Genomic DNA, 23,062 nt, shown 5'->3' with positions numbered 1-23,062 from the left:
GCCCAATCGTCCCGATATTCGCCGTGAGCCACGGTTCTGGTCAGCCAGCTTTATCGCTTCATTAAAGGCTCAATGCGAGTTTGGGGACCAACCAGACAAGAGCCGCAAAGCGGACCACGGAAGAGTGCGTAGCGTTGAGTTTTTTCATGTCCAGATACGGTGAGTTTTCCGGCGCGATGGCCGGCGGCTGCGACCGGCTGGTCCATCCGTCGATCGAAGGTTCCGAGCGGCTGCGCCAGCGGCGGCTCGTCGGCCTGTTGCTGGGCGCTCCCTTTATCGTGGCCGGCGCCGGCGTTGTGCTGGTCTCCGCAAATCTTGGTGCTGCCGCCATCTTCGCCGTGATCTTCGCTGCCTTCAGCCTGAGCTGGCTTGCCGCACTGAGCATCGCAGCGACAGGCAAAGCCGCCCAGATCGGCGTGACTGCGCTGCTCGGCGGCGCGGTTGCGGTTGCCGCAATCGTCGCTGCCGCCGGCGGATTGACGTCACCTGCAACGCTTCTGGTTGCAGCCTTGCCGCTTGAGGCACTCTGGGTTTGGCGGACGCGCAAGGCGGCCCTGTTGGGCGTCTGTGCCGCGGTCGCGGCACTTATGCTTCAGGGCTTGCTCGGCAGCATGTCGTTTGCAGAGGGTGCGACAGCATCGGTCTGGCAGTGGCTGCTGCCTGCTGCCTGGGCTGCGGTCTATCTGGTTAGGGCCATGGAGTTTGTCGGCAACGGCGCGGACGAACACGTCAAGGCGCCCGCAGATGCTCTGGAACAGATACTCAAGGCGGTGGTCCTGCGGATCGGCCACAATGGCGACGTCGTCGACGTTTCCGAGCAGGCGCGCGCCATGCTGCGCCTGCAGCCCGAGCTGCTGCTGGGTACAGCGCTGTTCGACCGTATTCATGTCGCCGACCGGGTTGCCTATCTCTGCGCGCTGGCCGACATGCGCGACGGCGCCGAGATGCGCGGCGTCGAACTGCGCCTGCGCCTGCCCAAGTTCAACGACAACGACACCGTCGACAACTTCCGCCCGTTCGCCCTGGAAATGATGAAGGGCGAGGCGCAGTCGATCGTCGTGGTCGTGCGCGAGAACGACACCGTGGCAGAACTGCGCAGCGAGCTTGCCGCCGCCGCCGATGCTGTTAAGAGCGCCGAACTTGCCAAGGGCAATTTCCTGGCCGCCGTGAGCCACGAACTGCGGACACCGCTGAATGCCATCATCGGCTTCTCGGACATGCTCCTGCACGAGATGTTCGGCCCGCTCCAGGAGCCGCGCCAGAAGGAATATGTCGGCATCGTCCGTGAATCGGGCCAGCATCTGCTCGACGTCGTGAACTCGATCCTTGACGTCTCCAAGATCGAATCCGGCTGCTACGCCATCAATCCCGAGCCGTTCAAGTTCCGCGAGGCGGTCGACATGTGCGCTTCGATGATGACGCTGCAGGCCGAGGCCAAGGCGCTTGATCTGGCGGTCGAAGTTGCCGCTGGCATCGGCGAGATCAAGGCCGACCGGCGCGCGATCCAGCAGATGCTGATCAACCTCGTGTCGAATGCGGTGAAGTTCACGCCCGATGGCGGCCGGGTTGGCATCGGCGCCAAGCGGTTGGGCTCGCGCCTGCATTTCTGGGTGTCCGACACCGGCATCGGCATCGCCGAGGAGGACCTGTCGCGACTGGGCACGCCGTTCATGCAGATCCAGAACGACTACACCCGCCGCTTCGAAGGCACTGGCCTTGGCCTCTCATTGGTCAAGGGACTGGTGGCCTTGCACGACGGCACGATGTCGATCGAGAGCGCGCCGGGCGAGGGCACCACGGTTACCATCAGCTTGCCGATCGAAGGCCCGGCTTTCCGCCCCTCGCAGGAGGCGAAGGGCGAACTGATGCGCCTTCCGGCCGGCAGGACCAAGGAGAAGCACGATGGCTCGCTCCGCAAAGCAAGCTAAGCGGAAGGTCGTCGAGGAACGCAGCGCCCTCCAGGACGGCGCGCTGGCTCTCGGCGGCATGATCGCGCGCAATCCGGTGCTGGTCGGCGGCTCGACCGCTTTCCTGGTTGCGCTGTTCTATGTTTCGGCCAACGCCCTTTGGTATCAGCCTTACGCACACAAGGGCGCATTCTTCTCCACCCGCGAAGCCGTCCAGTTTCCTGACATGGCGCCTGACGCCTCGGAAACGACGATCAAGATCGAGCGTCCGGAACCGGCGCAGACGGCGCAATTGCCCGAGGGCAATCCTGCGGTCGAGCAGGTTCAGAGCATTCTGAAGGACCTCAATTTCTACGGCGGCACGGTTGACGGCCTCAACGGGCCTGCAACACGCAGCGCCATCCAGGCCTATCAGAAGAAGGTCGGCCTAGCTGCGACGGGCGAGATCGACCAGTCGCTGCTTCAGCAACTCGGGGCTCGAGATACCACTGCCGGGATTACGCCGACGCCGAAGCCCAGGGTGGAGCAGGCGCAGGCGCCTGCACCGCGCAGTCTGGTGACGCCGGCCTCCGCGCCAGCACGGCCCGTACCCGCTAGGGAAGTCGATCTCGATGCGCGCATCAAGAAGATCCAGGTGGGACTCAAGGCGTTCGGCAATGACGGCATCGACGTCGATGGCGTGATCGGAGCCAGGACCAAATCGGCTATCCGCGAGTTCCAGGCGCTGTTCGGCCTGCCCGAGACGGGGGAACCCGACCAGGCTGTCTACGCCAAGATGCGCGAGATCGGCCTGACCAATTAGCTTGCGCATCAAGCCTGTCCGCGTCGCCGGATGGGCGGTATAGAGGCCCATCGAAACTGCGACGGGCCGGCACATGCGCGTAACCACCGATTTCTGGGTATCGGCTCTTCTGCGAAGGGTGTTCGGCGATGGCGGCTTTGGCGCCATAATCAGCAAGGGGGCGACCGAAGCGGGCGCCGTGTTCGTGTTGACGCGCGACCGCTTCGGCCAGACAAGCCTATACGGGCCCGCGCCGCAGTCGAGCTACGACACCGCACGGCCCGACGAACGCCAGTTCAGCCTTCTCGACAGCAATGACGATAGTGAGGCTATCGAAAAGCGGCTGGAGCGCGAGCGGCGCTTCGACCCCGATATCTGGGTCGTCGAGATCGAGGCCGGAAAGACCGAGATCAAGGACCTTCTGGCGCTTACGACGCCCTGAGCCGGTCGCCTTTCGGCGGATCGCCGGCCGCCCTGCGTTGCAGGCGCTCGGCGTTGCTGCGGATGCGCGCGCCGACGGCCGCTGCCTTCCAGTCCCTGACACGGTCGAGGGCAACGTCACGGTGCAGCAGGCGGTAGCGGTCTAGGAACAACCGAATTGCCTCGGCATGGGCGAATTGGCCGGGGAAGGTTGCCGATGCGAGCAGGAAGGCATGTTCTTCAGGCAGGTCGAGCGCTTTCAGTGCATCGATAAGCGAGGAATAGCCTGCCTTCTCGGTGATGGCGCGGGCTGTCTGGAAATCGATCTCAAGGGCATCGGCCAGTGCCGTCTGGAAGAAGGCATTGTTACCGGTGAGGGCGGTCGTCTTCAATTTCTCATAGGACGAAGGACGGACGATCGTTTCGGGCTGCGAGAGCTCGTGGCCGTCGTTTGGCGCCATCATCGAGCGCAATCTGCGGCGCACGGTCTCCGCCAGTTCGCCGGGCAGGGGATCGTGGCTGAGCGAAGCTGCCGCGGCGGCCTGTCCCCGTTCCGGCTGGGAAGCTGATTCCACCGGGGACGTTTCCGGATAGACGAGACGTGGCTTTTCAAGCACCCGGATCAGGTCGGCGATGGTCGGGTTGAGATTGGGACGCCTGAAGATAGCGCGCGCATGCGGCAGCCCGTGACGGCCGATCAGGGCGATGAGTGTCACGTCCGACAGAAGTGGCGAGCGGATCAGCAGCGGGGCTGCGATATCGACGCTGTCGTCGCAAAGCCGGCGCACGAGGCCGGGCGGTGCATACTCGCTTTCGGACAGGGCGGCTGCAACGAAGCGACGAGCCTCGACCGACACGTTCTCGAACAACGGCAGGGTCAGGTCTTCGAGCTGGGAGATTTCGCGGCGCGATGGACGCGGCAACGCGCAGAAAGCGGATACCGCCGCCCGGAACAGCCGCTCGGGCTTGCCGGTCTCGCGCCCTATGGCGATTTGCCTGAAGTCCGATGCTGACACGGTACGCCTGACACAACTCGATACTGCTTCGGAAGCGACCCCGGCCACGGCGCTGCGTTTCTGATGTCCCCGAAGATGAACATAAACTTAGCGGCGATTTGTTAGCAGTACGTTAACTCTCTGCTGGCCTTATCGAGACGGAGGCGTTGCGTGCTTGCTCCGGTAAAACCGAGAGGGAAATCGCCAACCATGGGCAGCGTTGTGTCATTCATGCCGCGCCGTGCGGCCGTCCGCAAATCCCCGAGATCAGCGGAAACTTCGGCATCCATCATCATTTTTCCGGGCGTTCGCTACGAGCGCGTCAAGGACGCCGTTACTGGTGTCGAACGCGTCGGCCGGGCCAGTGCTCCGCGCCGCAACGATCCTCTGCCGCGACACTGATCCGGACGGGCAGGGTTACTGGATCTCGCAGTTGATGCCGTCGAGGAAGCGCGACACCTCGGGCTTCCAGCTGTCGTCGGGCACGAAGACGCGGACGACGACGATACCCTCGTCGATTGGCGTTTCGACAAAGATCGATTTCTCGAATTCCGGCGGCAGTTCCTTGCGCAGTTCGATCATCTGGGCCGGGGTCAGCACGACGAAATCGAGGCCGCCGTCCGGCGAGGTGCGATCGTTGAAGCTGTAGATGTTCTGCCCGCTGCGATCGTAGACCGAGGCCGACCAGAACGGAACCTTGCCAGCATTGTCGATGCGAACGACGCCCTCGGCGAGGTCGAAGCGGCAGGCGGCCTCGAAGAACGACGGATCGAGAGACTTCACGACCGGCGCGCCGCCGACTTCCTGGTCGAGGCGCACGATCTTGTTGGGACCAGCGACCATGGCAAGCCGAGACCAGGCGTCCCGTTCAGAGAAACTGGGCACCAAGAGCAGGATGACGATGTGGGCAATGCCCGCACCGACAAGGCCGATGACGAGCGCATGAAGGAGCCTAAGCATTGCACTGGACCCTGACGATGCGCGGCATCTCGATATCGGACAGGCCGGTGCTGCTGGCGATCGGGGTGTCGTAGAGCGTGAGCACCAGGTTCATGTCGCCGACGCCTGAAACCGCGAGCCAGTTGCCCGGCACGGCTTTGGCGCCGACTGATATCTCGACCGAATTGTCGGGCTGGCGCAGCACTTCGAGCGAATGCAGCTCGCCGTCGCGGCGCATGCCCGACTTCAGCGCCATCTGGTCCTTGTCCGAGGCGTAGAGCGTCCAGAAGCGCGCGACCGGCAGGCCGCCTTCGACGCGGTAGCTGCATTCGCGCTTGAGATGGGTGCCGCTGGAATCGCGTTCGGCAACAAAGGCGAGGCCCTCAGCGCGGCCGAGCGCGAGGATGCCGTCACGCGCCACGCGAGCCTTGGAGTAGGGATCGGCGTCGGGCGTGCCGCTGTCCGGGAAGGCCGTCCAGGGCCCGATCGACACGGCACCGATGCCTTCCTGCGACTTCAGGATCATGCCGACGCTTGCGGCACCTCCGCCGATGGCGATGGCTAGCGCCAGACCTATCAGGATCGATTGTTTCAGCATGAGCCGCCGCAGACTGGAGTTGGCGGAGGAATATCCTGCCTCGCGCCGGGAAGGCAAGCCGGGAACGGCTGCAACCGGTACGGGAACTGCTGCTGTGAGGCCGCCCGCAAGGTCACAGCGCCGAAAGCGTCTCGGGTTCGGCTGGCGGTTCGATTGCCGGCGCGTTGTGGAAGAAGTCGGCGATCTCGCGCAGCGTCCGCGTCGTCGTGCTCGACAGCACGGGTGGACGGTCGGCCGCGTCTGCTGCGGCCTGGTCGGTTCCAGCCTTTGCCGCCTCCTCGGCCTTGGCGATCTGGGCCGGATCGACGAACGGGTTCTTGATGCCCGGTATCGGCTTCAGATCGATGTTCTGGTGGGCGTAGGCCATGAGGCGCTGCCAGACCATTGCAGGCAGCGAACCGCCGGTCATCTTGTTGGTTGGCGAAAAGTCGTCATTGCCGAGCCAGACGGCGGCCGTGTAGTTGCCGGTGAAACCGATGTACCAGGCGTCGCGATAGGACTGGGTGGTGCCGGTCTTGCCCGCCGAGCGGATGTTGGGCAGGGCGGCCTTTCGCGCGGTGCCGGTCTCCGGGATCTGGACCATGATCGAATTCATCGACGAAACCGCCTGTTCCGACAGAACCCGATGCGGCGGCGTGCCGTCCTTGGACCAGTCATAGATCAACTTGCCGGAATGGGTGACGAGCTGCGTGATGCCGTGACGGGTGCCGACGAGGCCATTCTGGGCCAGCACACTGTAGCCTGTTGCCTGATCCATGACGGTGAGGCCGGAGGTGCCGAGCACCATCGTCTTGTGTGAACTGACAGGGGACTCGACACCCATCGCCTCGGCCATGGCCTTGATCGGCGCTATGGTCAGGTGTTCCTTGGCGAGACGCACAGGCACGGTATTGATCGACTTGATCAGAGCTGTGGCGAGCGTCATCCGCCCGGAATAGCCGCGTGTGTAGTTCTTCGGTGACCAGTTGCCCCAGCTGATCGGCGCATCCGATATCACCGATTCCGGCGTGAAGCCGTGTTCCATCGCCGTCGAGTAGACATAAGGCTTGAACGACGAGCCGGTCTGGCGCTGCGCCTTGGTGGCGCGGTTGAACTGGCTGGCACCGTAGTCGCGTCCGCCGACGAGAGCGCGGACCGCACCGTTGGTCTCGATGACGACGATGGCGCCCTCGCTGACGTGATATTCCTTGCCATATTGGCGCAGGTGGAACTCGACCGACTCCTCGGCCGCGTTCTGGATGTTCATGTCGATGGTGGTGCGCGCGACCAGCGAATGAACGCCCGACTTGGCGGCGATCTTCTTGACCTCGTCGAAGGCCCAGTCGAGGAAATAGTCAGGGCTTTTCTGCTTGCCGCGGTCGACCACGTTGGCCGGGTGGAGTCGCGCCGAAAGCACCTGACCCTCGGTCATGAAGCCGGCCTGGACGAGATTGGTCAGCACCACGTTGGCGCGGGCGCGGGCTGCAGGCAGATTGATATGCGGGGCGTATTTGGTCGGGGCCTTGAACAGGCCGGCGAGCATCGCCGCCTCTGCAAGGTTGAGATCCTTGACCTGCTTGCCAAAGTAGAAATTGGCTGCAGCAGAGATGCCGAACGTGCCGCCGCCCATATAGGCGCGGTCGAGATAGAGCTGCAGGATCTCTTTCTTGGACAGGTTGGATTCCAGCCACAGCGACAGAAACGCTTCCTTGATCTTGCGTTCGACCGTGCGCTCGTTTGTGAGGAACAGGTTCTTGGCGAGCTGCTGGGTGATGCTGGAGCCGCCCTGGACCACTGAGTTGGCGCGCATGTTCTCGGACATGGCGCGGATCAGGCCGAGGACGTCGATGCCGTAATGCTCGAAGAAGCGACGGTCTTCGGTGGCGAGCACCGCCTTGATGACATGGTCCGGCATCTCGTCGACCGGCACGGAATCGCGCTGGATGATACCGCGCTGGCCGATCTCGTTGCCGTAGCGGTCGAGGAAGGTGACGGCGAAGTCGTCGCGGTTGCGCCAGTCGCCTGCCGTTTCCTGAAAGGCGGGCATGGCCAGCGCCAGCATCACGACCGAACCGCCGGCGCCCATGGTGAAGGCTTCGCTCAGCATCTCGACGACGCCGCGGCGCCAGCCTTTGACGCGAAAGCGGCGGAAGAAGATCGTCGCGCTTTCCCAGAATTGCTGGGCGCGGAAGCGCAACTCATAGAGGGTGGAATCGAGCCAGGCGTCGATGGCCAGAAGCCCAGCGGCGAAACGGCTTCTTTTCTTGCGGGGTTCGATTGGGCTTTCCATGCGCAAAGGTCCGACGCGTGCCTGGAGAATATACTTATTTGGCCTTGCTGGCGAATTAAGGGCACGCGTCCCTCGGCCCCATGAACGACTTGTCCCCGATTTTGCCCGACGGGACAAGGGGGCAGCGCCATCATCGACAGCTATCCGGAAAAAGCGAAATTATAGGAATGTATTCTTTTTGCCGTGGCTGTGATCTGGTGTTTCTATATCGTCGAAAAAGTGTTGCGGGCAGACCCGATACTCCGGCGGACGTCCATCATTTCAGTCATCGGGAGGCATCTTGGACGTGAAGGCGAACGGAGGCTGGCGCGTTGCGCGCGCTTTACGAAGGCGCGGAAGCGGATGCGACGCTGCCTTGCCGGCAATCACAGCATTTTCGGGGCTTGTGGCGATTCTCAGCAGGCTAAGTGCCATGGAGCGGACCGGCATCAAGTAGAAGGCTTGCAATGGCAGCAATTGCATGAACTCATTGTTCATTCCACGTTCAGCACTGCTGTATTAGAAGTCCCGGCATGAAAACGCTTCGCTCCATATTCCGGTCTGCCATGACTGCGCTGTGCGCGGCGGGCCTGTTCGCCAGCGCGGCGGCGGCTGAACAGATGCCGCCTCGCGAAGGCGAGTATGTTGTAGCCGCTGCGGATTGCTACGCGATCGGCCAGCAGGTAGCCGACGAGCATGGTGGTACTTTGGCGAGGGCGTCCGAATCCAACCAGGGCGGGCAGTCGGTATGCGTGATCGTGGTGCTCGTGCCGGCGAAAGACGGCCAGCGCCCGCGCCGCGTGCAGGTCGTGGTCCCCGCCAACTGACGGCGATTTCACCGAAAGGCCGGAATCGCCTATATCTTCTGCAGCTTACCACTGGTCGTAAAACAGCATGCGCATACTCGTCGTCGAAGATGACAAGGACCTGAACCGCCAGATTTCCGAGGCGTTGACCGATGCCGGCTACGTCGTCGACAAGGCTTTCGACGGCGAGGAGGGACATTTCCTCGGCGATACCGAGCCCTATGACGCCGTGGTCCTCGACATTGGTCTGCCGCAGATGGATGGCATCAGCGTCGTGGAAAAATGGCGCCGCGGTGGCCGCAAGATGCCTGTACTGATGCTGACGGCGCGCGACCGCTGGAGCGACAAGGTGGCCGGCATTGACGCTGGCGCTGACGATTACGTCACCAAGCCGTTCCACATCGAAGAGGTGCTGGCCCGCTTGCGCGCCCTGATCCGACGTGCTGCCGGCCACGCCTCCTCGGAACTGTCCTGCGGTCCTGTGCGGCTCGACACCAAGGCTTCGAAGGCTGATGTCAACGGCGTGCCTCTGAAGCTGACCTCGCACGAGTTCCGCCTGCTTGCCTATCTCATGCATCATATGGGCGAGGTGGTTTCGCGGACAGAGCTGGTCGAGCACCTCTACGACCAGGATTTCGACCGCGATTCCAATACCATCGAGGTGTTCGTCGGTCGCCTTCGCAAGAAGATGGGCATCGACATGATCGAAACCGTCCGCGGTATGGGATACCGCATGCGCGAGCCGGAGGCGTAAGGCGGAACAGCTCAGCAAACGACTGGCGCGCTGGAAGCGGTACGGGCTGAGCCTCGGCCCGCGCTCCCTGGCGTTTCGCGTCATCGCCTTTTCGACGATCTGGGCGATCCTCGCCTTTGCGCTCATCTTCACCGTGATCGGTTCGCTTTATCGCCAAACCAGCGAGCGCGGCTTCGACAGTCTCTTGTCGGCGCATCTGTTCAACCTGATCGGATCGGTCGGTGTGTCGGACAGCGGCACCCTGACCGGCGGTCCCGATCTGGGTGACCTCAGGTTCTCGGAGCCGGAGTCGGGCTGGTACTGGTCGGTGGAGCCGGTGTCGAAGGGGCTGGTCGGCCAGCTGCGTTCGTCGTCGATGACCGAGCCGATCGCCTCGCCCAGCATCAACGAGGCGCCGTTCAATTCGGAGTTCCAGCGCCACTACCGCATTGCCGGCATCAACGGCGAGGAACTCGAGGTGTTCGAGAGCGAGTTTGTGCTCGATTCGCAGAACCGCATCGCGCGCTTTCGCGTCATGGGCAATCGCAGCGAACTGGAAGACGAGATATCGGGCTTCGAATGGCGCCTGTTTTCCTACCTGTCGCTGTTCGGTTTCGGCATGATCGCCATCAACGCCATCGCCATCCTGCTCGGCCTGCAGCCGCTCGCACGCGTCCGCAACGCGCTTGCCATGGTGCGCGAAGGCACGGCGCAAAGGCTGACCGGGCGCTTTCCAGCCGAGATCCAGCCGCTTGCCAATGAGACCAATGCGTTGATCGAAAACAACCGGCGCATCGTCGAGCGTTCCCGTACACAGGTTGGCAATCTCGCCCATTCGCTGAAGACGCCGCTGGCGGTGATGCTCAACGAGGGTCGTGCTCTGGGTGGTCCCAAGGGCCAACTGATCGCCGACCACGCGGCGGCGATGCAGCAGCAGATCGATCATTATCTGCAGCGCGCGCGTGTTGCGGCGCAACGCGAAAGCGTCGTCTATCGCACGCCGGTCACGCCGCTGCTTGAACGCATGGTGCGCGTCATGGACAAGCTGTCTCGTGGCACCGGCATTTCACTGGCCACGCCGCCGGCGGACGTCGTCTTTGCCGGCGAGCGGGAAGATCTCGAGGAGGTTGTCGGCAACCTCCTCGAAAATGCAATGAAATGGGCGCACAGTGCGGTCAGGGTGTCTGTCGAAACGGCAGTGCCTGTTGGCGAGGAGCCGCCGCGATTTTCGATCCTGATCGAGGATGACGGACCGGGCATTCCCGAGGACAAGGCGCGCGAGGCACTGCAGCGCGGCAAGCGTCTCGACGAGACAAAACCGGGCACCGGGCTGGGGCTCGCCATTGTCGCCGACCTGGTCAAGGAGTATGGCGGCACCTTGCGGCTTGAGCGCTCGGCGATGGGCGGCTTGAAGGCTGTCGTCGAACTGCGCGGAGTGCAGTAGAAATGGCTGGCCGAATCGGCCCCATTTCGGCCAAAGATGGAAACTAACGCGACGCCAAGCCATTGTAAGTGGAAGCGAATTCGGGACCGGTGATGGATATGAGACTGCGGGTTGCACTGGTGGCGGGACTGATTGCCGTTTCCGGCTGCACGACCACTGGTCTGGGCAGCGGCGGCGGCATCATTCCGTCGTCCTCCGGCGCCGACACTGCAAATTCCAGCGGCAGGGTCGCAGCGCGTAACATCAACGCCATGAATGGCGGCCTGATCGGCGGTTCGATCGGCAGTGGCCTGAGCGACAGTGATCGCCGCAAGGCGCTGGAAGCGGAGTACCGCGCGCTGGAATACGGCCAGGGTGGCCAGGCGATTGGCTGGAAGGGCGATGGCCGCTCCGGCGAAGTCATCGCGGCTCAGCCTTATCGCGTCGGCTCGCAGGACTGCCGTCAATATTCGCAGACGGTGTTCACCACCGGAACTCCGCTGACCTCGCGCGGAACGGCCTGCCGCAACGCCGACGGCAGCTGGTCGCCGCTGACCTGAGGCACAATCCTACAATTGCCTGAAATTCAGTGCTGAATCGTCAATAAGCCGCAGCCCGTCCATGTTGGCAGTTTGATGGCTGCTGGCTATTTAGATGGCCATGCTGTTCTGGATTGTTGCCGCTCTTCTGACACTGGGTGCGAGCCTCGCGGTTCTGCTGCCTTTGACGCGCCAAGCCGAAGGCGACGCCGACAAGAGCCATGACCTGGAGGTCTATCGCGACCAGTTGGCGGAGGTGGAGCGCGACGCCGCGCGCGGCCTGATCGCCGCGCCCGACGCCGAGCAGGCGCGCGCCGAGATCGCACGCCGCATCATCAGGCTGGATGCCGAAGGCACGAGCGCACCGCGAAGCGGCCCGTCCTTGGCGCCGCGGCTGGTTGGTGTCGTTGCCGTGCTCGCAGTGCCGCTGTTGAGCTGGAGCGTCTATACGGTGATCGGCTCGCCCGACATTCCCTCGCAGCCGCAGAGCGCGCGCCTGTCGCAGAATCCCGCCAACAGCTCGGTCGACGAGTTGATCGCGCGCGCCGAGGCTCATCTTGTCGCCAACCCCACCGATGGCCGTGGCTGGGACGTACTGGCGCCTGTCTACATGCGCATGGGCCGCGCCAATGACGCGGTCACTGCCTATCGCAATGCGATCCGGCTGCTCGGCTCGTCCTCGGCGCGCGAATCCGGCCTTGGCGAAGCGATAGCTGCCGCCGCCGGCGGCATCGTCACCGCCGACGCGCGTTCGGCATTCGAGGATGCGCTGAAGAGCGACCCGACCAATCCCAAGGCGCGCTACTTCCTTGGCATCGCTTTGGCCCAGGAAGGCAAGACGGCCGACGCGGCCATCGTATGGCGTCAGTTGGCCGACGGAGTGCCTGCGGATTCGCCGTGGCGTTCGGTTGTCGAGCAGGCAATTGCGCAGGCGGAAGGCCGCGTGCCGCAACAGAACCAGACAGCCGGCGCACCTGCGCCCAGCCAGGACCAGATCGATGCCGCGGCTTCCATGTCGGCGGGCGACCGCACGGTGATGATCGAGGGCATGGTCGCCACGCTTGATGAGAAGCTGCGCCAGAACCCGCGCGACACGGAAGGCTGGCTGCGGCTTGTTCGTTCATATCAGGTGCTGGGCAAGACCGACCAGGCGCAGGACGCGCTGGGTCGCGCCTATACGGCCCTTGGCCGTGACAGCGACGACGGCCGCAAGCTCACCGAACTGGCCGGCTCGCTTGGCCTAAAGGTTACGGAGTAGGCCATGACGCGCAAACAGAAACGCCTCTCTGTCATTGCTGGCGCGCTGGTTTTCCTGGGCGCGGCAACGGCGCTGACCTTCTACGCGCTCGGCCAGAAGGCCTCCTATTTCTACATGCCAGGCGACCTGCAGACGGCGACCCTCGAGCCCGGCCAGCGCATACGTCTCGGCGGGTTGGTCGAGAACGGATCGATCGTGCGCGGGCAGGGGACCGAGGTGGCGTTCGGCGTCACCGATTCCGAGAAGACCGTGAAGGTGCGCTACACCGGCATCCTGCCGGACCTTTTCCGAGAAGGGCAGGGCGTCATTACCGAGGGCAGCTTCGCTGCGGACGGAACGTTTGTCGCCGACAGCGTGCTGGCCAAGCACGACGAGAACTACATGCCCAAGGAGGTTGCCGACAGCCTGAAGGCAAAGGGCGTCTGGCAACAGGAAACCACTCAATGATTGGCGGGCGGGGCTGAGATGGTCGAAACGGGTCACTTTGCGCTTATCCTGGCGCTTGCCTTGTCGCTGGTGCAGTCGCTGGTGCCGCTTTATGGCGCCCACAAGGGCGATGCCCGGCTGATGGCCGTGGGCGGGCCGGTGGCGGTCACCGGCTTCGCGCTGATCGCGCTGTCGTTCGCAGTGCTGACGGCCGCCTATGTCCAGTCGGACTTCTCGCTGGTCAACGTCTGGGAAAACTCCCACTCGCTGCAGCCGCTGCTCTATAAGATCACCGGTACCTGGGGCAACCACGAAGGCTCTATGCTGCTCTGGGTGCTGATCCTGGCTTTCTTCGGCGCGCTCGTGGCGGCCTTCGGCGGCAATCTGCCGGCGACGCTCCGCGCCAATGTGATTGCCGTCCAGGGCTGGATCGGCACGGCTTTCCTGCTCTTCATCCTGATCACGTCCAACCCGTTCACGCGGCTGGTGCCAGCTCCCATCGAAGGCAAGGATCTCAACCCGATCCTGCAGGACTTCGGCCTCGCGGTACACCCGCCGCTACTCTATCTCGGCTATGTCGGCTTCTCCGTCTGCTTCTCCTTTGCCGTCGCCGCGCTGATCGAGGGGCGCATCGATGCCGCATGGGCGCGCTGGGTGCGGCCGTGGACCCTGATGGCTTGGGTGTTCCTGACCGGCGGCATCGCCATGGGCTCCTACTGGGCCTATTACGAGCTCGGCTGGGGCGGCTTCTGGTTCTGGGACCCGGTCGAAAACGCGTCGTTCATGCCTTGGCTCGCCGGCACGGCACTGCTGCACTCGGCCATCGTCATGGAAAAGCGCTCGGCGCTGAAGATCTGGACGCTGCTGCTTGCCATCCTGACCTTTTCGCTGTCGTTGCTCGGCACCTTCCTTGTGCGCTCGGGCGTCTTGACCTCGGTCCACGCCTTTGCCAGCGATCCCAGCCGCGGCGTCTTCATCCTCTGCATCCTGATGCTGTTCATTGGCGGCTCGCTGGCCTTGTTCGCGCTGCGGGCGTCGTCGCTCACCGCGGGCGGCCTGTTCCATCCGATCTCGCGTGAAGGCGCGCTGGTGCTGAACAATCTGTTCCTCACCACGGCAACCGCGACGGTCTTGATCGGCACACTCTATCCGCTGCTGGTCGAGGCCCTGTTCGGCGACAAGATTTCGGTCGGCGAGCCCTTTTTCAATCTGACCTTCGGCCCGCTGATGTTGCCGCTGCTGCTGCTGGTACCCTTCGGCCCGCTGCTTGCCTGGAAGCGCGGCGACATCGCCGCAGCCTCGCAGCGCCTGATGTTTGCGTTTGGCGCAGCCCTTCTGGCCGTGCTCGTCACCTTCCTGTTCGTCGATGGCGCGTCGGTCTTCGCAGCCCTTGGGGCCGGCCTGTCGGCCTGGCTGGTTCTGGGGTCGCTGACCGACCTCGTGCTGAAGTCGGGTCTCGGCAATGTGACACCGCGCATCGCCCTGCGCCGCTTCCTCGGCTTGCCGCGTTCGGTCTTCGGCACCGCACTTGCCCATCTCGGGCTTGGGCTGACCCTGCTCGGCATCGTCTCGGTCCTGTCGTTCCAGAAAGAGGCGATCTTGGTGATGAAGCCGGCGCAGGTGCTGGAGATCGGTGGACACCATCTGCGTTTCGACGGCCTGCATCCGGTGCGTGGCCCGAACTTCACCGAAGACCAGGGCCGCTTCTCGCTGCTCGACGACAATGGCAAGCCGACCGCCGAGATCATGTCGGCCAAGCGCTTCTATCCGGTGCGCCAGATGCCGACAACGGAAGCAGGCATCCGCACGATGTGGCTGAGCCAGCTCTATGTCGCGCTGGGCGACGAGACGGCGGACGGCTCCGTTGTCGTGCGCGTCTGGTGGAAGCCGCTGGTGACGCTGATCTGGGGCGGCGCGCTGGTGATGATGGTCGGCGGTTTCGTGTCGCTGATGGACCGTCGCCTGCGGGTTGGTGCGCCGGCACGGCGCAAGACGGTTGAGGCCAAAGCGAGCCCGGTGACCTCATGATCAAGAAACTGCCGGCAGCAGCTGCCTTCCTGGGCGCACTCCTTCTTGCAGGCACGGCGCTCGCGGTGAAGCCGAACGAGATGCTGGCCGATCCGAAGCTTGAGGCCCGGGCGCGGCTGCTCTCGGAAGAGCTGCGCTGCATGGTCTGCCAGAACCAGTCCATTGACGAATCCGACGCGGAGCTCGCTGCCGACCTTCGCGTGTTGCTGCGCGAGCGCCTCATGGCAGGCGATACAGACAAGCAGGTGATGGACTACATCGTCTCCCGCTATGGCGAGTTTGTGCTCTTGAAACCGCCCTTCAACCTGCGCAACGCGCTGCTCTGGGGCGCGCCGGTGCTCATCCTGCTGGCGGGCGGGGCTTTCGTCTTCATGTCTGCCCGTTCGCGTCGCCGGCAAGAAACGACTGTACTCAGCAAGGAAGAGCAGGATGCGCTCGACGTTATCCTGCGCAAGGAAAGCTGATTTTCTCAAACATTACGAAAGTTTCATCCGTCGGAAATGGAGCTGTAATGTGAGCCTCTCTATCTCTTGAGTCATCGGATGCGGATGGAAAGCATCCCGCTCAAGAGGATCAGAGACAATGAACAGCGCACATTCTCCCCTTTCGCGTTCCCGCAAGCGCTTCATGGCCGCTGCCGCATCCGTCGCCCTTGCAGGTGCGATCGGCTTTGGCGCCATGACCAGCGGGACGATCCCCTCCTATGCCGACGCCGTGCGCGTCAATGCACCCCAGATTTCAAGCTTCGCCGACGTTGTCGACCAGGTCTCGCCCGCCGTTGTGAGCGTCCAGGTCAAGGCCCGGATCGATCCGGCCGCCGACACCGGCTCCTCGCCCTTCTCAGACCAGCAGAATTTCGACAACCTCCCCGACAACCATCCGCTGAAGCGCTTCTTCCGCCAGTTCGGCGGCCCGGATGGCCAGGGTGGTCAGGACGGCGGTCAGCGCTTCAAGCGCAACAACCGTGGCAACCAGCAGCCGCGTCCGGTCGCCCAGGGCTCGGGCTTCTTCATTTCCGATGACGGCTACCTGGTTACCAACAACCACGTCGTCGAGGACGGCACCGCCTATACTGTTGTCACCAATGACGGCAAGGAATTCGACGCCAAGCTGATCGGTACCGATCCGCGCACAGATCTCGCCGTGCTCAAGGTCGACGCCGCAGGCACCAAGTTCACCTATGTCTCCTTTGCCGACGATGCCAAGGTCCGTGTCGGCGACTGGGTCGTGGCGGTCGGCAATCCGTTCGGTCTCGGCGGCACAGTCACCGCCGGCATCGTCTCGGCCCGTGGCCGCGACATCGGCGCCGGCCCATATGACGATTTCCTCCAGATCGACGCTGCGGTGAACCGCGGCAACTCGGGCGGTCCGGCCTTCAACCTCAACGGCGAAGTCGTTGGCATCAACACTGCGATCTTCTCGCCGTCGGGCGGCAGCGTCGGCATCGCCTTCGCCATCCCGGCCTCGACCGCCAAGCAGGTCGTCGGGGACCTGATGAAGAACGGCAGCGTCCAGCGTGGCTGGCTTGGCGTGGAAATCCAGCCGGTCACCACTGATATTGCGGAGTCCCTCGGCCTCAAGGGCGAGAAGGGTGCACTGGTTTCCAGTGCCCAGGACACCGGCCCGGCCAAGAAGGCGGGCATCGTGGCAGGTGACGTCATCACCCAGGTCAACGGTCAGGAGGTCGCCTCTCCGAGGGAGCTCGCCCGTTTGATCGGCGCTGTCACACCAGGCAAGGCGGTCGACGTCACGGTATGGCGCAACGGCAAGAGCGAGGCGATCAGCGTCGACCTCGGCACGCTTCCAGGTTCGGACAAGAAGGCGTCGGCCGACGAGCAGTCGGCGCCCTCCGAAGCCACCTCGCTTGCCGATCTCGGCCTGACTGTCACGCGCAATGAAAGCGGCGCCGGTCTCGTCGTGACCGACGTCGATCCTTCCAGCAGCGCTGCCGATCGCGGCATCCAGGCCGGCGACATCATTACCGCCGTGAACTCTGTCGAGATCAAGAACCCGGCTGATGTCGGCAAGGCGCTTGCCGACGCGGAAAAGGCGGGCCGCAAGGCCGTCCTCTTCCAGGTCAGCCGCGAGAACTCGAACCGCTTCGTCGCATTGCCCATCAACCAGGGCTGAATGGAGTAACCGGTCTCTCCCATCGCGCGGTTTCATCACCCCCGGGCTGCGCGATGGCCGAGACTGTGCCGAAAGCGTCTGTCACTCGTCGCGTTCGGCCAGGCGGCAGCGGGATCCCCTATCTCCCGCTGCCGCTCGAATGTCTGGAGGACCGCAACATGTCGCCTCTGCTATCCCGGAAAATCGCGTATAACGGCGGCATGAAGATTCTCGTCATCGAAGATGATCGCGAAGCGGCGGACTACCTGCAGAAGGCCTTCGCCGAGGCGGGTCATACCGCCCATGTCGCCGGCGACGGCGATTCCGGCTTCGCTTTGGCCGATGCCGGCGAATATGACGTGATGGTGGTCGATCGCATGCTGCCCCGGCGCGACGGCCTCTCGGTGATCGCCGGCCTGCGCTCGCGCGGCAACACCACTCCCGTTCTCATCCTTTCAGCGCTCGGCGAAGTCGACGACCGCGTCACCGGCCTGCGCGCCGGCGGCGACGACTATCTGACCAAGCCTTATGCCTTCTCCGAGCTGCTTGCCCGCGTCGAGGTGCTCAACCGCCGCGCACCGGCGCGCGAATCCGAGACGCTCTACCGCGTCGGCGATCTCGAGCTCGACCGGCTGTCCCACACCGTCCGCCGCTCGTCACAGGAAATCACGCTGCAGCCGCGCGAATATCGGCTGCTCGAATATCTGATGCGCCACGCCGGCCAGGTGGTGACACGCACCATGCTGCTCGAGAATGTCTGGGACTATCATTTCGACCCGCAGACCAATGTGATCGACGTTCACGTCTCGCGTCTGCGCGGCAAGATCGAGAAGGGCTTCGAAAAGCCGATCCTGCACACGATCCGCGGTGCCGGCTACATGCTCAAGGCGGGGTGATGGCGCCCAGACTGCCGGCCATCATGAAAACAACTGCGGCGCGCCTTTCGGCGCTCTACCTGCTGCTGTTTGCCATCTGTGCGGTGCTGCTGGTCTTTTACATGACCTCGCTGTCGGCCCGCATGCTGACCGCCCAGACCCAGGACACCATCAACGAGGAAGTGCTCGGCCTCGCCGCGGCCTACCAGCGCGGCGGCATCCCCGTGCTCGTCCGTGTCGTCGAGCAGCGGTCGCGCCAGCCCGGCGCGAACCTCTACCTGCTCGCCGATCCCAATGGCCAGATATTGTCGGGCAACGTCCAGAGCATCCAGCCAGGCGTGCTGCAGCGCGAGGGCTGGACCGAGCTGCCGTTCTCCTACGAACGTTATGGCGAAAACACCGGCAGGCGTCCGCCCTTGGCGACCGAGCCCGCTGCCGAACAGCCGTCTCCTGACATCAGGCACAACGCCATCGCCGTGGTGCTGCGCCTGCCCAACCAGATGATCCTGCTCGTCGGCCGCGACCTGGGCGAACCGGAGCGCTTCAGAAGCGTCGTCCAGCGCGCCCTGATGGCGGCGCTCGGCATGATGGCTTTAGGTGGCCTGCTGATCTGGTATTTCGTCGGCCGCCGCGCCCTCAAGCACATCGACGGCGTCTCCGAAGCCAGCCGTCGGATCATGGGCGGCGACCTCAGCGGTCGCCTTCCGGTCACCGGCGCCGGCGACGAGTTCGACCGTCTGTCGGAAAACCTCAACGCCATGCTGGCCCGCATCGCCCATCTCAACGAAGGGCTGAAGCAGGTTTCCGACAACATTGCCCACGATCTCAAGACGCCGCTGACGCGGCTGCGCAACCGTTCCGAGGCGGCATTGGCCGGCAAGAAGACGGCGGCCGACTATCGCGAGGTGCTGGAAGGCACGATCGCCGAATCCGACCAGCTCATCCGCACCTTCAACGCCATCCTGATGATCTCACGTCTCGAGGCGGGCTATTCCGCCGAGGCGCTGGCCAAGGTCGATCTCGCCGAGGTGGTTCGCGACGTCGTCGAGCTCTACGAGCCTGCCGCCGAAGAGATGGGCGTCGGCCTGGAGGCGACGGTTGCCGGCAGCTGCGTCATCAACGGCAACCGCGAACTGATTGCCCAGGCGCTGTCCAATATCGTCGACAACGCCATCAAATATTCGGCCGGCTCGGGCGAGAAGCCTGAGGTGAAGGTCGGCCTGCAGCGCGACGCCGGCGAAATCCGCCTGCTGGTCTCCGACAATGGCCAGGGCATTCCCGACGAGGGCGACCGCAAGCGTGCCACCGAGCGTTTCGTGCGGCTCGAGAAGAGCCGCTCGCAGCCAGGCTCAGGCCTCGGCCTCAGCCTCGCCAAGGCCGTGATGAAGTTTCACAACGGCCGGCTTGATCTTCTGCCTGGCAATCCCGGATTATCGGTCCTGATGGGATTCCCGGGGACGAAGGACGAATAGATGGCAAAAGTGGCGGCTAGCAAGGCAGCCTCCGATTGGCGGCTGGCCCCGGTTGTCGAGCTCAGTCCGCTCGATCCCGAGCGTGCCCGCAGCGAACTGGCCGAGCTAGCCGGGCAGGCCAGGGAGGAGGGGCTCGACCGGCTCGCCGCATTCCTCGAGGCCAGCGGGCCGCAGCAGAGCTTCCTTGCGGCGATCTTCGACCTTTCCGAGTTCATGCGCGACAGCTCCCGCCGCCAGCCGGAGATACTGGATCGCCTGTTCGACCAGAGCGTCGAGGAACGGCTTCAGGCCATCGGCGAGGCGATTGCCGGCACGCTGCGCGAAGACGGCCTCACCGAGGCGGTCCTGATGATGCGGCTGCGGCGCCTGAAGTCGGAGGCGCACTTCCTCATTGCGCTTGCCGACCTCGCGGGCGAGGCAGATGCGTCGCAAAGCGTTGTCAGGCTGAGCGATCTCGCCGACGCCTGCACCGGTGCTGCAGTCGACTTCCTGCTCAGGGATGCCCACAATCAGGGCAAGCTCAAGCTGCCCGATCCCGACAACCCGTCCACTGGGTCCGGGTGGATTCTGCTCGGCATGGGCAAGCTCGGCGCCCACGAGCTCAATTTTTCATCCGACATCGACCTTGTGGTGTTCTTCGATCCTGAGGCGCCGGCGATCGTCGAACCGTTCGAAGCGGGCGACTTGTTCGCCCGGCTCACCCGACGCTTGGTCCGCATCATGCAGGACCGCACCGAGCATGGTTATGTCTTCCGCACCGATCTCCGGCTGCGGCCCGATCCCGGTTCGACGCCGCTGGCAATATCCGTTCACGCAGCATTGCATTATTACGAGAGCCGCGGCCAGAACTGGGAGCGCGCGGCGATGATCAAGGCGCGCCCGGTGGCCGGCGACCTCGCGGCGGGAGCAGCCTTCCTCAAGGAGCTGCAGCCCTATGTCTGGCGCAAATACATGGACTATGCGGCCATCGCCGACGTCCATTCGATCAAGCGCCAGATCCACGCCCACAAGGGCCACGGCGAGGTGGCAGTCAAGGGCCACAACGTCAAGCTCGGCCGTGGCGGCATCCGCGAGATCGAGTTCTTCGTCCAGACCCAGCAACTGATTGCCGGCGGCCGCTTCCCCGAACTGCGCGGCCGCGCCACGGTGCCGATGCTCGACCAACTGGCCGTGCGTGGCTGGATCACCATGGAGGCCCGCGACGCGCTGGAGCGCCAGTACTGGTTCCTGCGCCGGGTCGAGCACGCCATCCAGATGGTTGCCGACGAGCAGACCCATACGCTGCCGGAGGACGACGAGGGCATCGAGCGCATAGCCCACATGCTCGGCTTTGCCGACGCCGAGATCTTCTCCAGGGTATTCAGGTCCTCGCTCCAGGAAGTCGAGGGTCACTACGCGGCGCTGTTCGAGACGGCGCCCGAGCTGTCGTCTGGCGTTGGAAATCTAGTCTTCACCGGCGATGTCGACGATCCCGACACGCTTCACACCTTGCATCAACTCGGCTTCCAGCGCCCGTCCGACATCTGCCGCGTCATCCGCAGCTGGCACTTCGGCCGCTACCGCGCCACCCAGTCGGCGGAAGCACGCGAGCGCCTGACCGAACTCACGCCTGCACTGCTCGAATCCTTCGGCAAGACGCGCCGGGCCGATGAGGCGCTGATGCGCTTCGACGAGTTTCTGGCGGGGCTGCCCGCCGGCATCCAGCTGTTCTCGCTGCTGCAGTCGAACCCGGCACTGCTCAAGCTGCTCGCCACCATCATGGGAGCAGCACCCCGGCTGGCCGGCATCATCACGCGCAGGCCGCATGTCTTCGACGGCCTGCTCGATCCCGCACTCCTGTCCGAATTGCCCGATCGCGCCTATCTTGCGGCGCGCCTGCAGGCCTTCCTCGAAAGCACCAGGCTCTACGAGGAGGTGCTGGATCGCCTGCGCATTTTCGCCGCCGAGCAGAAGTTCCTGATCGGCGTCCGCCTGCTCGCAGGTGCCATCGACGCCTCGCGCGCCGGCAAGGCCTTTTCCGATCTCGCCGACCTGACCGTGGGAGCCGCACTCGACGCGGTCCAGGCCGAGTTCGCCCTGCGCCATGGCCGGATTTCAGGCGGGCGCGTCACCATCCTTGGCATGGGCAAGCTCGGCAGCCGAGAGCTCACCGCCGGCTCCGATGTCGACCTGATCCTGCTCTACGACCACGACGAGCATGCCGAGGAGTCGGATGGCGACAAGCCGCTGGCGCCGTCGCACTATTATGCCCGCATGACCCAGCGCCTGATCGCCGCCGTCTCGGCGCCCACGGCCGAAGGCGTGCTCTACGAACTCGACCTCAGGCTGCGCCCGTCGGGCAACAAGGGGCCGGTTGCGACGCACATTTCGTCCTTCCGCAAATACCAGCGCGAGGACGCCTGGACCTGGGAGCACATGGCGCTGACCCGCGCCCGACCCATCGCTGGCGACGCCTCCCTGTGCGCCGAGGTCGATGCCGAAGTGGCAGGCATCATAGCCTTGCCGCGAGATGCCGCGAAGGTGGCGACCGAGGCGCGCGACATGCGCAAGCTGATCGAGGAAGAGAAGCCGCCACACGACCTCTGGGACATCAAGCTCGTGCCCGGCGGGCTCATCGATCTCGAATTCATCGCCCAGGTGGCCGTGTTGACGGGCGGGATCGAGGGCAGGGATCGCACGACCGGAACCGTCGATGTGCTGCATCGACTGGCACCCGCCTTTGCCGATGCGCAACTGCGCCAGGACCTAGTCGACGCCTACGGACTCTATTCGGCGATCATGCAAATGACGAGGCTGTGCCTCACCGGCGCGTTCGAGCGGAACGACGTTCCGCCGGGGCTTTCCGACCTGTTGCTTGCGGCGACGGACTTGCCCGATTTCAGCGTGCTCGAGGCACATCTCAAGGAAACGTCGCAGAAGGCTCGAGTTGATTTCGACCGTCTGCTTCGTGCGAAGCGTAGGTGAGGTGAGGGGACGCCTCGCCGGCTTCGCAAGGCATCGGGGGTAACGATGCAGAAGGAAAGACCATGAAGAAGACGCTCAAGATGGCCATCGCGTTCATCTCGCTTGCGGGTGCTGCGGCCACCGCGCACGCTGCCACGCAGGCCGGACCTGGACGCAACGACAAGCTGTCACGCTTCGAAAGGGCCGATACCGACAAAAGCGGCGACGTGACCTTCGAGGAATTCGCGGCCCTGATGAACAACCGCTTCGCCAAGGCGGACGCCGATGGCGACGGCAAGATCACTGTCGGCGAACTGGCCGAGCAGATCCACAACAAGAAGCGGGCCGAGCGCATGGCCGAACGCATCATCAAGCGTTACGACGCCAATGGCGACGGCGTACTGACCAAAGCTGAGATCGAGAACAGGCAGAAGAAGCTGTTTGCACTTCTCGACGTTAACGACGACGGCAAGCTGGTCAAGGACGAGATGCCCCAGCGCCAGGCCAAGCACCACGAGCGTCCGCATGGCAAGGGCTCGATGAAGCTCTGAAGCGGCGACAC

General features: G+C 64.1%; 21 protein-coding genes. 16 read left to right on the top strand and 5 right to left on the bottom strand.

Annotated elements, in window-relative coordinates:
• Positions 1-146: 146 nt before the first annotated feature.
• The 3 genes from NDO48_RS11430 (at position 147) to NDO48_RS11420 (ending at position 3,130) form a co-directional block, all read left to right on the top strand.
• Complete coding sequence (locus tag NDO48_RS11430; protein WP_267321489.1) at positions 147-1,928, top strand: sensor histidine kinase; 1,782 nt, start codon at positions 147-149, stop codon at positions 1,926-1,928.
• Positions 1,903-2,709, top strand: coding sequence for a peptidoglycan-binding protein (locus tag NDO48_RS11425; protein ID WP_018426963.1), 807 nt, complete (start codon positions 1,903-1,905; stop codon positions 2,707-2,709). Before NDO48_RS11430 ends, NDO48_RS11425 begins: the two co-directional genes overlap by 26 nt.
• A gap of 73 nt (positions 2,710-2,782) precedes the next feature.
• Positions 2,783-3,130 (top strand): DUF1491 family protein, encoded by a 348-nt coding sequence (locus NDO48_RS11420; RefSeq protein WP_026226987.1) that lies wholly within the window; start codon positions 2,783-2,785, stop codon positions 3,128-3,130.
• Here the strand turns inward: NDO48_RS11420 and NDO48_RS11415 are convergent.
• From NDO48_RS11415 to NDO48_RS11395, 5 genes are all read right to left on the bottom strand, one after another.
• Complete coding sequence (locus tag NDO48_RS11415) at positions 3,117-4,124, bottom strand: hypothetical protein (RefSeq protein WP_018426965.1); 1,008 nt, start codon at positions 4,122-4,124, stop codon at positions 3,117-3,119. The two genes, NDO48_RS11420 and NDO48_RS11415, sit on opposite strands and share 14 nt — an antisense overlap.
• A gap of 396 nt (positions 4,125-4,520) precedes the next feature.
• Positions 4,521-5,063 carry a DUF1254 domain-containing protein gene (locus NDO48_RS11410; protein ID WP_018426967.1) on the bottom strand — a complete coding sequence of 181 codons (543 nt, stop codon included), beginning with the start codon at positions 5,061-5,063 and terminating at the stop codon, positions 4,521-4,523.
• Positions 5,056-5,640, bottom strand: coding sequence for a DUF1214 domain-containing protein (locus tag NDO48_RS11405; protein WP_018426968.1), 585 nt, complete (start codon positions 5,638-5,640; stop codon positions 5,056-5,058). The genes NDO48_RS11410 and NDO48_RS11405 overlap by 8 nt, the downstream gene beginning before the upstream one ends.
• A 112-nt stretch (positions 5,641-5,752) precedes the next feature.
• Positions 5,753-7,909, bottom strand: a complete 2,157-nt coding sequence (locus NDO48_RS11400; RefSeq protein WP_018426969.1) for a transglycosylase domain-containing protein — start codon at positions 7,907-7,909, stop codon at positions 5,753-5,755.
• A 261-nt stretch (positions 7,910-8,170) separates the two neighbouring features.
• Positions 8,171-8,386 (bottom strand): hypothetical protein, encoded by a 216-nt coding sequence (locus tag NDO48_RS11395; protein WP_018426970.1) that lies wholly within the window; start codon positions 8,384-8,386, stop codon positions 8,171-8,173.
• A gap of 35 nt (positions 8,387-8,421) precedes the next feature.
• Between NDO48_RS11395 and NDO48_RS11390 the strand changes: the two genes are divergently transcribed.
• From NDO48_RS11390 to NDO48_RS11330, 13 genes are all read left to right on the top strand, one after another.
• Positions 8,422-8,715: a hypothetical protein gene (locus tag NDO48_RS11390; protein ID WP_018426971.1), complete on the top strand. Its 294-nt coding sequence runs from the start codon at positions 8,422-8,424 to the stop codon at positions 8,713-8,715.
• Between the two features lie 67 nt (positions 8,716-8,782).
• Complete coding sequence (locus NDO48_RS11385) at positions 8,783-9,448, top strand: response regulator transcription factor (protein ID WP_018426972.1); 666 nt, start codon at positions 8,783-8,785, stop codon at positions 9,446-9,448.
• A 46-nt stretch (positions 9,449-9,494) separates the two neighbouring features.
• On the top strand, positions 9,495-10,871 hold the full coding sequence (locus NDO48_RS11380; RefSeq protein WP_026226988.1) for an ATP-binding protein: 1,377 nt from the start codon (positions 9,495-9,497) through the stop codon (positions 10,869-10,871).
• 98 nt (positions 10,872-10,969) lie between these two features.
• Positions 10,970-11,410, top strand: coding sequence for a hypothetical protein (locus NDO48_RS11375; protein ID WP_018426974.1), 441 nt, complete (start codon positions 10,970-10,972; stop codon positions 11,408-11,410).
• Between the two features lie 100 nt (positions 11,411-11,510).
• On the top strand, positions 11,511-12,647 hold the full coding sequence (ccmI, locus tag NDO48_RS11370) for a c-type cytochrome biogenesis protein CcmI (RefSeq protein ID WP_267321510.1): 1,137 nt from the start codon (positions 11,511-11,513) through the stop codon (positions 12,645-12,647).
• Positions 12,648-12,650: 3 nt separating this feature from the next.
• The gene (gene ccmE / locus NDO48_RS11365) at positions 12,651-13,094 is read left to right on the top strand and encodes a cytochrome c maturation protein CcmE (protein WP_018426976.1); all 444 of its coding nucleotides are present in this window, start codon (positions 12,651-12,653) and stop codon (positions 13,092-13,094) included.
• A gap of 18 nt (positions 13,095-13,112) precedes the next feature.
• Positions 13,113-15,101 (top strand): heme lyase CcmF/NrfE family subunit, encoded by a 1,989-nt coding sequence (locus tag NDO48_RS11360; protein ID WP_018426977.1) that lies wholly within the window; start codon positions 13,113-13,115, stop codon positions 15,099-15,101.
• A complete protein-coding gene (locus NDO48_RS11355) occupies positions 15,098-15,565 on the top strand; it encodes a cytochrome c-type biogenesis protein (protein WP_018426978.1) in 468 nt (155 codons plus the stop codon). Before NDO48_RS11360 ends, NDO48_RS11355 begins: the two co-directional genes overlap by 4 nt.
• A gap of 118 nt (positions 15,566-15,683) precedes the next feature.
• A complete protein-coding gene (locus NDO48_RS11350; protein ID WP_026226990.1) occupies positions 15,684-17,231 on the top strand; it encodes a Do family serine endopeptidase in 1,548 nt (515 codons plus the stop codon).
• Positions 17,232-17,431: 200 nt separating this feature from the next.
• Positions 17,432-18,106, top strand: a complete 675-nt coding sequence (locus NDO48_RS11345) for a response regulator transcription factor (RefSeq protein WP_018426980.1) — start codon at positions 17,432-17,434, stop codon at positions 18,104-18,106.
• Complete coding sequence (locus NDO48_RS11340) at positions 18,106-19,557, top strand: ATP-binding protein (RefSeq protein ID WP_018426981.1); 1,452 nt, start codon at positions 18,106-18,108, stop codon at positions 19,555-19,557. Before NDO48_RS11345 ends, NDO48_RS11340 begins: the two co-directional genes overlap by 1 nt.
• On the top strand, positions 19,558-22,521 hold the full coding sequence (locus NDO48_RS11335) for a bifunctional [glutamine synthetase] adenylyltransferase/[glutamine synthetase]-adenylyl-L-tyrosine phosphorylase (RefSeq protein ID WP_018426982.1): 2,964 nt from the start codon (positions 19,558-19,560) through the stop codon (positions 22,519-22,521). It begins immediately after the preceding gene.
• Between the two features lie 62 nt (positions 22,522-22,583).
• Complete coding sequence (locus NDO48_RS11330; protein WP_018426983.1) at positions 22,584-23,051, top strand: EF-hand domain-containing protein; 468 nt, start codon at positions 22,584-22,586, stop codon at positions 23,049-23,051.
• Positions 23,052-23,062 lie beyond the last annotated feature (11 nt).

The organism is Aminobacter sp. MET-1 (genome assembly GCF_026521175.1).
GTDB lineage: Bacteria > Pseudomonadota > Alphaproteobacteria > Rhizobiales > Rhizobiaceae > Aminobacter.
This window is presented reverse-complemented; position numbering and strand designations above follow the sequence as displayed.

Coding starts and splice junctions, on each gene's coding strand:
- NDO48_RS11430 (WP_267321489.1), top strand. CDS start 147: ATGTCCAGATACGGTGAGTTTTCCGGCGCGATGGCCGGCGGCTGCGAC.
- NDO48_RS11425 (WP_018426963.1), top strand. CDS start 1,903: ATGGCTCGCTCCGCAAAGCAAGCTAAGCGGAAGGTCGTCGAGGAACGC.
- NDO48_RS11420 (WP_026226987.1), top strand. CDS start 2,783: ATGCGCGTAACCACCGATTTCTGGGTATCGGCTCTTCTGCGAAGGGTG.
- NDO48_RS11410 (WP_018426967.1), bottom strand. CDS start 5,063: ATGCTTAGGCTCCTTCATGCGCTCGTCATCGGCCTTGTCGGTGCGGGC.
- NDO48_RS11405 (WP_018426968.1), bottom strand. CDS start 5,640: ATGCTGAAACAATCGATCCTGATAGGTCTGGCGCTAGCCATCGCCATC.
- NDO48_RS11400 (WP_018426969.1), bottom strand. CDS start 7,909: ATGGAAAGCCCAATCGAACCCCGCAAGAAAAGAAGCCGTTTCGCCGCT.
- NDO48_RS11395 (WP_018426970.1), bottom strand. CDS start 8,386: ATGAACAATGAGTTCATGCAATTGCTGCCATTGCAAGCCTTCTACTTG.
- NDO48_RS11390 (WP_018426971.1), top strand. CDS start 8,422: ATGAAAACGCTTCGCTCCATATTCCGGTCTGCCATGACTGCGCTGTGC.
- NDO48_RS11385 (WP_018426972.1), top strand. CDS start 8,783: ATGCGCATACTCGTCGTCGAAGATGACAAGGACCTGAACCGCCAGATT.
- NDO48_RS11375 (WP_018426974.1), top strand. CDS start 10,970: ATGAGACTGCGGGTTGCACTGGTGGCGGGACTGATTGCCGTTTCCGGC.
- ccmI (WP_267321510.1), top strand. CDS start 11,511: ATGCTGTTCTGGATTGTTGCCGCTCTTCTGACACTGGGTGCGAGCCTC.
- ccmE (WP_018426976.1), top strand. CDS start 12,651: ATGACGCGCAAACAGAAACGCCTCTCTGTCATTGCTGGCGCGCTGGTT.
- NDO48_RS11360 (WP_018426977.1), top strand. CDS start 13,113: ATGGTCGAAACGGGTCACTTTGCGCTTATCCTGGCGCTTGCCTTGTCG.
- NDO48_RS11355 (WP_018426978.1), top strand. CDS start 15,098: ATGATCAAGAAACTGCCGGCAGCAGCTGCCTTCCTGGGCGCACTCCTT.
- NDO48_RS11350 (WP_026226990.1), top strand. CDS start 15,684: ATGAACAGCGCACATTCTCCCCTTTCGCGTTCCCGCAAGCGCTTCATG.
- NDO48_RS11345 (WP_018426980.1), top strand. CDS start 17,432: ATGAAGATTCTCGTCATCGAAGATGATCGCGAAGCGGCGGACTACCTG.
- NDO48_RS11340 (WP_018426981.1), top strand. CDS start 18,106: ATGGCGCCCAGACTGCCGGCCATCATGAAAACAACTGCGGCGCGCCTT.
- NDO48_RS11335 (WP_018426982.1), top strand. CDS start 19,558: ATGGCAAAAGTGGCGGCTAGCAAGGCAGCCTCCGATTGGCGGCTGGCC.
- NDO48_RS11330 (WP_018426983.1), top strand. CDS start 22,584: ATGAAGAAGACGCTCAAGATGGCCATCGCGTTCATCTCGCTTGCGGGT.